This is a genomic window from Oleiagrimonas sp. (assembly GCF_027858935.1).
Classification (GTDB): Bacteria; Pseudomonadota; Gammaproteobacteria; order Xanthomonadales; family Rhodanobacteraceae; genus Oleiagrimonas.
The window spans coordinates 1-5,728 of record NZ_JAQIBU010000215.1 but is presented as its reverse complement, the minus strand read 5'-3'; the positions used below and the strand labels follow the sequence as shown (position 1 = coordinate 5,728).

7 protein-coding genes are annotated in these 5,728 nt (G+C 64.2%); all 7 read right to left on the bottom strand.

Annotated features, from left to right (window positions below):
* Window positions 1-391: 391 nt before the first annotated feature.
* Window positions 392-868 carry a 2-C-methyl-D-erythritol 2,4-cyclodiphosphate synthase gene (gene ispF, locus PF446_RS08080; protein WP_298070905.1) on the bottom strand — a complete coding sequence of 159 codons (477 nt, stop codon included), beginning with the start codon at window positions 866-868 and terminating at the stop codon, window positions 392-394.
* On the bottom strand, window positions 868-1,566 hold the full coding sequence (gene ispD, locus PF446_RS08075) for a 2-C-methyl-D-erythritol 4-phosphate cytidylyltransferase (RefSeq protein ID WP_298070904.1): 699 nt from the start codon (window positions 1,564-1,566) through the stop codon (window positions 868-870). The genes ispF and ispD overlap by 1 nt, the downstream gene beginning before the upstream one ends.
* On the bottom strand, window positions 1,563-1,862 hold the full coding sequence (ftsB, locus tag PF446_RS08070; RefSeq protein WP_298070902.1) for a cell division protein FtsB: 300 nt from the start codon (window positions 1,860-1,862) through the stop codon (window positions 1,563-1,565). Before ftsB ends, ispD begins: the two co-directional genes overlap by 4 nt.
* Before the next feature lie 22 nt (window positions 1,863-1,884).
* A complete protein-coding gene (gene eno / locus PF446_RS08065; RefSeq protein ID WP_298070900.1) occupies window positions 1,885-3,183 on the bottom strand; it encodes a phosphopyruvate hydratase in 1,299 nt (432 codons plus the stop codon).
* A 9-nt stretch (window positions 3,184-3,192) separates the two neighbouring features.
* Window positions 3,193-3,564, bottom strand: a complete 372-nt coding sequence (locus tag PF446_RS08060; RefSeq protein WP_298070899.1) for a hypothetical protein — start codon at window positions 3,562-3,564, stop codon at window positions 3,193-3,195.
* Window positions 3,565-3,608: 44 nt separating this feature from the next.
* The gene (gene kdsA / locus PF446_RS08055) at window positions 3,609-4,451 is read right to left on the bottom strand and encodes a 3-deoxy-8-phosphooctulonate synthase (protein ID WP_298070897.1); all 843 of its coding nucleotides are present in this window, start codon (window positions 4,449-4,451) and stop codon (window positions 3,609-3,611) included.
* A partial coding sequence (locus PF446_RS08050; protein WP_298070896.1) for a CTP synthase occupies window positions 4,448-5,728 on the bottom strand: 1,281 nt, incomplete at its 5' end. The genes kdsA and PF446_RS08050, both read right to left, overlap by 4 nt.

The window sequence follows — 5,728 nt, the reverse complement described above, 5'->3', positions numbered from 1 at the left end:
CTGGTCCTGCAGGCTGCTCTGCGTTTTTCTGGTTTCGACTTCGCTCATGACACGCTCCGTCCCCGACGGCGGGGCGCGCCATCGGAATTACCGGGTCAAGGTGAACGTTGAGTTCAAACTGGGAGGTTGACTGGGTAGGTCCATAACGGTGGTTTCCGACACTGTGCCGGGATATCAAAAAATTATAACAGACGCGTCGTCAGGACTGAGCACCGGTGAGACCCGCCGGGCGCTTGTGGATACGGGGTGGGATGGCCCTTTGCGTACCTGGCCGATTGCAGGTTCGAAGCGGTTGTCGTAGCGGGGACGCTTTGCTGCCTGCCAACCTGGGTCGCCGTGTTTGGAAATCCGCCGTCATCGACAACATCCCTGACGGCAGACGGTGTCCGACCTACGACCTGGGGACCAGCAATGTTGCGGCCATCGCGGCGATGCCTTCGCCGCGTCCCGTCAGGCCCAGGCCTTCGGTGGTGGTGGCCTTGATGCTGATGCGGTCGGCGTCCACGCCCAGGTCCGCCGCAAGATGGGCGCGCATGGCTTCGGCATGGGGTCCGATCCTGGGTCGTTCGCAGATCACGGTGATGTCGGCGTTGCCCAGCGCATAGCCGTGCCCGGCCAGCATCACGGCCACCGCGCGCAGGAAATGCCGGCTGTCGGCATTCTTCCAGCGCGGATCGCTGGGCGGGAAATGACGGCCGATGTCGCCCAGCGCGAGCGCGCCAAGCAATGCGTCGCACAGGGCATGGATGACCACGTCGCCGTCCGAATGCGCGATCACGCCATGGGTGTGCGGCACCGATACGCCGCCCAGTACCAGATGGTCGCCGGCGGCGAAGGCATGTACATCGAAACCTTGTCCGATACGCATCAGCGGGTCCTGTCCAGGAGAAATTCGGCCACGGCCAGATCGGCCCGCGTGGTGATCTTGATGTTGTCTTCGGCACCTTCGACCAGTTGCGGCGCGATGCCCGCGCGCTCCATGGCCATGGCCTCGTCGGTCACTGCGATGCCCGTCTCGATGGCCTGCTCCAGGGCCCGGGTCAGCGCGTCGCGCCGAAACATCTGCGGCGTGAACGCGCGCCAGCGCGCCTCGCGCGGTTCCGTGCCCAGGCTCATGCGCGCGGCATCTGCACGCTTGAGGGTGTCACGCAGCGGCGCACCCAGCAGGCCACCCTCGCCGGCACCTGCCTCGCGGACCAGACGCTCGATGTCCTGCAGTCGCACGCAAGGGCGTGCTGCATCGTGTACCAGCACGAAGCTTCTCCCGGTGACCGATTCGGGCAGCGCGCGCAGGCCCGCCAACACGGAGTCGGCGCGTTCGGCACCGCCCACTGCGGTGCGCACCGGCTTGCCGTTGAGTTCATGGATGCCGGGCCATAGCGGATCGCCGTTGCTCAGCACCACCATCAAGCCGGTCACACGTGGATGCGCGGCAAGGCGATCGAGTGTCTGAACCAGCAATGGTTGACCCGCCAGCGGCATGTACTGCTTGGGTACCTCGCTGCCGAACCTGCGACCGTGGCCTGCCGCTGGCACCACGCACCAAAGGGCGGTCGTGGTGCTCACTGCGACGCACTGCTGGAAGAGGCCGGTTTGACGACCTGATAGAAGGTCTCGCCAGGCTTGATCAGCCCCAGCTCCGAGCGCGCCCGCGCCTCGACCGCCTGACCGTTGTGCTTGAGGTCCTTGACGTCGGCCTCAAGCGCCTCGTTGCGGCGCTTGAGCTTGTGGTTCTGGACCTTTTGGGCTTTTACCGTGGCGCGCAAGGCATGCACTTGCCGCATACCGTCCGAACCGATCCACAGGTCCCACTGCAGCACCAGCAGCATGACGATCAGCAGCAGTCCGATCCAGCGCAGCATGGCCGCGAGCCTCCCTGCCGTATCAGCCCGGCAGAGCCGAAAGGTTGGGGAACGCGTTGCGCCCGGCGTAGCGTGCGCCGGTGCCCAATTGCTCCTCGATGCGCAGCAACTGGTTGTACTTGGCGATGCGATCGCTGCGGCTGAGCGAGCCGGTCTTGATCTGGGTGGCGCTGGTGGCCACGGCGATATCGGCGATGGTGGTGTCCTCGGTCTCGCCGGAACGGTGCGAGATCACCGCGGCGTAGTGGGCCGCGTCGGCCATGGCCACCGTCTCGAGGGTCTCCGTCAACGTGCCGATCTGGTTGACCTTGATCAGGATCGCATTGGCGATGCCGGCGTCGATACCCTTGCGGAAGATCGCCGGGTTGGTGACAAAGTTGTCGTCGCCGACCAGCTGCACGGTCTTGCCCAGACGCTCGGTGAGGAGCTTCCAGCCATCGGCGTCGTCCTCGGCCATGCCGTCCTCGACGCTGATGATCGGGTACTTCGCGCACCAGCCGTCGATCAGGTCGACGAAGGACGACGAATCGAACTTGGAGCCTTCGCCGACCATGTCGTACATGCCGTCCTTGTAGAACTCCGAGCTGGCCATGTCCAGGGCGATCCAGACATCCTCGCCAGTGCGATAACCGGCCTTGATCACGGCTTCGAGGATGGTCTCGATGGCTTCCTCGTTGGAACGCAGGTCCGGCGCGAAGCCGCCCTCGTCACCCACGGTGGTATGCAGGCCCCGACCCTTGAGCACGCTCTTCAGCGCATGGAAGATCTCGGCACCCGCGCGCAGCGATTCGCTGAAGCTGGAGATGCCGGCCGGCATGACCATGAACTCCTGCACGTCGACGTTGTTGTCGGCATGCGCGCCACCGTTGACGATATTCATCATCGGCACCGGCAGCTGCACCGCGCGATCGCCGGCAAGGTACTGCCACAGTGCCTGGCCTCGCGACAACGCGACCGCATGTGCGGCAGCCATCGACACGCCGAGCAGCGCATTGGCGCCCAGCTTGCCCTTGTTGGGCGTGCCGTCCAGCGCAATCAGAGTCTTGTCCAGGCCGGACTGGTCGGCGGCATCGTGCCCCTTCAGCGCGTCAGCAATGGTGCCGTTGACGTGGCCGACGGCGTTGCGCACGCCTTTGCCCAGGTATCGGGACTTGTCGCCATCGCGAAGCTCTACGGCCTCCCGACTGCCCGTGGAGGCGCCGGACGGAACCGCTGCACGGCCCATGTGGCCGTCGGACAGGGTCACTTCCGCTTCGAGTGTGGGGTTGCCGCGTGAATCAAGGATTTCGCGGGCATGGATGCGGGTTATTTCAGTGGTCATGGCATTCCGTCAATTTTTGAAGTTACCGATAATGAAGCACACGAGGACCAGCACGATCACGAGCGCGTTCATGCACAGTCCGATGATCCCGAGGATTCTTCGATGACGATGCTGTGCAGCGCAAGCGATGCCCAGGCCAAGGCCGATCATCGAGAGCAGACCATCCAGGACGATGGACAAGCCCAGCATGACAGCCTGGACCGACTTCGGGTCGAGGTGGCCACCTGCCGCCATGGCCATGCCCGTAGCAATGACCACTACGGCGATAAATACCAGGAGGGTCACGACCCCCATGATAAACGACGCGATCCCCAGTCCCGAGTGGGATCGATTTGTCCCGGTATCCGGCGTTGCGTCCGTGATCGACATGGTCTGGTTCATGTATTTGGCTCCCCCCGTATCATCCGTATGGCGTCGTCGCCGGCCTAGACCGGTGTGATCTCCTGCTCCAGAAATCCATGTTGCTTGACGATGGCATCCAGCGCCATCAGCGTCTCCAGCAAGGATTCCATGCGCCCGAGCGGCCAGGCATTGGGGCCGTCGCTCAGGGCCTTTTCCGGGTCCGGGTGGGTCTCGGCGAACAGGCCCGAGACGCCGGCCGCGATCGCCGCCCGCGCCAGCACCGGGACAAACTCGCGCTGTCCGCCGGAACGCGTGCCCTGCCCTCCAGGAAGCTGCACCGAATGCGTGGCATCGAAGATCACTGGACAACCTGCCTCACGCATCACCGCGAGACTGCGCATGTCCGAGACCAGGTTGTTGTAGCCGAAGCTGACGCCGCGCTCGCAGACCATGATCTGGTCGTTGCCCGCATCGCGCGCCTTGGCCACGACATGCTTCATGTCCCAGGGCGCAAGAAACTGTCCCTTCTTGATGTTGACCGGCTTGCCGACAGCCGCCACTTTCTGGATGAAGTCGGTCTGACGGCACAGGAAGGCCGGGGTCTGCAGTACGTCGACCACTTCTGCGACCTCGTCGAACGGGGTGTACTCGTGCACGTCGGTCAGCACCGGCACGCCGACCTGGCGGCGCACTTCACCGAGCACGCGCAGGCCTTCCTCCATGCCCAGGCCGCGGAAACTGGTACCCGAGGAGCGGTTGGCCTTGTCGAAGCTGGACTTGAAGATGAACGGAATGCCCAGGCGTTCCGTGATCTCCTTGAGCGTGCCGGCGGTATCGATCTGCAATTGCTCGGACTCGACCACACAGGGACCGGCGATCAGGAACAGGGGGCGGTCCAGACCCACCTCGAAACCGCACAGCTTCATGCCGAGGCCTCCTTCACCGAGGCCAGCGACTGGCCTTCGCGCACCGCCTTGTATTCGCGCGCGGCGCGCACGAAGCCAATGAACAGCGGGTGGCCGTCGCGCGGGGTGGAGGTGAATTCCGGATGCGCCTGGCATCCCAGGAACCATGGATGTACCTGGCGTGGCAGTTCGATGATCTCGACCAGCAGGTCGTCCATGGACTTGCCGGAGATCACCAACCCAAGTTCCACGAAGCGCTGACGATAGCGGTTGTTGAATTCGTAACGGTGACGATGGCGCTCGCGCACCACGTCACGGTCGTAAAGCTCGTGCGCCAGGGTCCCCGGTTTGAGCCGGCACTCCTGCGCCCCCAGGCGCATGGTCCCGCCCAGGTCAGACTGCTCGTTGCGGGTTTCCACCTCACCGCTGGCAGTGGTCCATTCAGTGACCAGTGCAATCACCGGGTCCTTGGCGTGACGGTCGTTCTCGCTGGAGTTGGCGCCTTCCAGCCCTGCCACGTTGCGGGCAAAGTCGACTGTTGCGGCATGCATGCCATAGCAGATGCCGAAGTACGGAATCTTGTTTTCGCGCGCATGGCGCACGGCTTGGACCTTGCCCTCGAAGCCACGTTTGCCAAACCCGCCGGGCACCAGGATGGCGTCCAGCCCCTCCAGCACCGCCGCCGCGCCCTGCGATTCGATCTGTTCCGAATCCAGCCACTTCAGATGCACGGCCGTGGCCTGTTTGATGCCGCCATGACGCAGCGCCTCGCCAAGCGACTTGTAGGCGTCCTTATGCTCGACGTACTTGCCGACGATGCCCACAGTGACCTCGTCGCGCGGATGCTCGACCGCGTCGACCGTGGCTTCCCACTCGGACAGGTCAGCAGGCTTGGCGTCCAGGCCCAGCTGACGCACCACGATGTCGTCCAGGCCCTGGCGATGCAGCCAGAACGGCAGCTTGTAGATCACGTCCAGGTCGACGGCACTGATCACGGCTTTTTCCGGCACGTTCGTGAACAGGGCGATTTTTCGGCGTTCGACGTCCGGCAGCGGCTGCTCGCAGCGGCACACCAGGATGTCGGGCTGGATACCGATCGAGCGCAGTTCCTTGACCGAATGCTGAGTCGGCTTGGTCTTGATCTCGCCGGCAGCCTTGATATAGGGCACCAGGGTCAGGTGCATGAACAGGCACTTCTCGGGCCCATGCTCGATACGCAACTGGCGAATCGCCTCCAGGAACGGCAGCGACTCGATGTCGCCCACCGTGCCGCCGATCTCAACCAGCGCCACGTCGTG